Origin of the sequence: Massilia sp. Mn16-1_5 (genome assembly GCF_004798585.1) — a bacterium.
In the GTDB taxonomy this organism is placed as follows: domain Bacteria; phylum Pseudomonadota; class Gammaproteobacteria; order Burkholderiales; family Burkholderiaceae_D; genus Telluria.
The window spans coordinates 1-1,211 of the sequence record NZ_PPXQ01000052.1 but is presented as its reverse complement, the minus strand read 5'-3'; the positions used below and the strand labels follow the sequence as shown (position 1 = coordinate 1,211).

Below are 1,211 nucleotides of genomic sequence, written 5' to 3'. Positions count from 1 at the left end.
ACGGGCCAGCCCTTCTGCGAAATCGCCCGCTCGACGAGCGAAGACATCGAACTGGCGCTGGACGCCGCCCATGAAGCGAAAGAAGCCTGGGGCAAGACCTCCCCAAGCGAGCGCGCCAACATCCTGAACAAGATCGCCGACCGCATGGAGCAGAACCTCGCCATGCTGGCCACCGCCGAGACCATCGACAACGGCAAGCCGATCCGCGAGACGACGGCGGCCGACATTCCGCTGGCCATCGACCACTTCCGCTACTTCGCCGGCGCCATCCGCGCGCAGGAAGGCTCGATCGCCCAGATCGACCACGAAACCTATGCCTATCACTTCCATGAGCCGCTGGGCGTGGTCGGCCAGATCATCCCCTGGAATTTCCCGATCCTGATGGCTGTCTGGAAGCTGGCGCCGGCCCTCGCCGCCGGCAACTGCGTGGTCCTCAAGCCCGCCGAGCAGACGCCGGCCTCGATCATGGTGCTGATGGAGCTGATCGGAGACTTGCTGCCGCCGGGTGTCGTCAACGTCGTCAACGGCTACGGCCTGGAAGCGGGCAAGCCGCTGGCCTCGAGCAAGCGCATCGCCAAGATCGCGTTTACGGGCGAGACCGGCACGGGGCGCCTGATCATGGGTTATGCGGCGCAGAACCTGATTCCGGTCACGCTGGAACTGGGCGGCAAGTCGCCGAACATCTTCTTCGCCGACGTGATGGATGCCGACGACGAGTTCTTCGACAAGTGCCTGGAAGGTTTCGCGATGTTCGCGCTGAATCAGGGCGAGGTGTGCACCTGCCCCTCGCGCGTGCTGGTCCAGGAATCGATTTATGAACGCTTCATCGAGCGTGCGCTGGCGCGGGTGGCGGCGATCAAGCTGGGCAATCCGCTCGATTCCTCGACCATGATCGGCGCCCAGGCCTCGCAGGAGCAGCTGGAAAAGATCCTGTCCTATCTCGACATCGGCCGCCAGGAAGGCGCCGAGGTGCTGGCCGGCGGCGAGCGTCACCTGCACGGAGGGGAACTGGCCGAAGGCTATTACGTGCGCCCGACCGTGTTCAAGGGCGACAACAAGATGCGCATCTTCCAGGAAGAGATCTTCGGGCCGGTGGTCTCGGTCACGACGTTTAAAGACGAGGCCGACGCGCTGCGCATCGCCAACGACACCTTGTACGGTCTCGGCGCCGGGCTGTGGACGCGCGACGCCTCGCGTGCCTTCCGCATGGG

Annotated in this window: 1 protein-coding gene; it reads left to right on the top strand. The window is 64.7% G+C overall.

The genetic code is table 11. The annotated features are described in order from the left end of the window. Positions 1-1,211: aldehyde dehydrogenase (adh, locus tag C2862_RS25000; RefSeq protein ID WP_136223757.1), on the top strand; the 1,211-nt coding region annotated here is incomplete at both ends.